2 protein-coding genes are annotated in these 960 nt (G+C 54.2%); both read right to left on the bottom strand.

The genetic code is table 11. The features are described 5' to 3' along the window. Nucleotides 1–329, bottom strand: a 329-nt coding sequence (locus tag B2R48_RS13125) for a hypothetical protein (RefSeq protein ID WP_297001125.1), incomplete at its 3' end; no start/stop codon positions are given. A gap of 232 nt (nucleotides 330–561) precedes the next feature. Then, nucleotides 562–960, bottom strand: a 399-nt coding sequence (locus B2R48_RS13120) for an EamA family transporter (RefSeq protein WP_297001123.1), incomplete at its 5' end; no start/stop codon positions are given.

Here is a 960-nt window from a genome sequence, read left to right as displayed (position 1 = left end):
CCCTGCCCGATCGCAAACACAGTCTGTTCGGACTGGGTGCGAAATTCGGCAATGTCACCCGCGGCAATCGAAGAACTGATTGACCAGATACCCGCAGACGTAAGTTTGTTATCCACACGCAGATACGCATGCCCAACCGGCCACTGACAATAATTGCACACTGCCGAAAGGATTTGGGTAACTGCCGTTTCCTTGTCTGCGGCCTCATCGGCGACAGCACTGACCGTCCGCAACAGCCGCAGGATGTCAGTCATGCTGGTTTTGCGATTGGGGCCGTTAAATTCCGGGTCGTTTTCAGGGGAAACAGAGCGAATAAAACCAGCAAGCATTTGAATAACTCCGAGGCATAACCGTCGAGCGCCACAAAAAGACGCTGACAAAGTTGCGCAAGCCTCGTTGCCTGCCGATAAATCATTGGGTGAATGGCGCCGTTGCCATCACGTGCATTACAATAACCTAAAGCTGCACACGCGAAAAGGATATTTCGCATGTGCAGCACACTTAATTGATGTTCATCACACAGTGAAAATGCCCTGATTGAAAAACAGTCAGTTCACCGGCCTAAATCCGGACGCGACGAAACACACCGGATGCGGTCATCACCCCAAGGATTACAAGAACCACCGCCAAAACCAGCGCAAGATTGCCCGGTTCACTCAGCAGGATTACACCGCCAAGTGCGGTCAGGGCCGGCGTCATCGCACCAAATGCGGACGCACCGGTCGATCCGATATGGCGCACGGCAAGACCATAGGTAATTACCGCAACACACCCGGCCAGCAAACCCTGCGCTGTCAACAACATCATGATATCCCCCATCGGGGCATCGCCAATGGTGGTGCCGGTAAACAGCGCGATGATCGCCATCACGACAAATGACCAGAACCCGACAAAGGACGCGGCTTCAAGCGCGCCCAGGCCGCTTTGACGCATGGCATGGGTGTAGCACGCCCACATAAA

The sequence above is a fragment of the Thalassospira sp. UBA848 genome, from assembly GCF_002295455.1.
GTDB lineage: Bacteria > Pseudomonadota > Alphaproteobacteria > Rhodospirillales > Thalassospiraceae > Thalassospira.
Note: the sequence above shows the minus strand (reverse complement) of the source record. Positions and strands in the feature narration are given on the sequence as shown.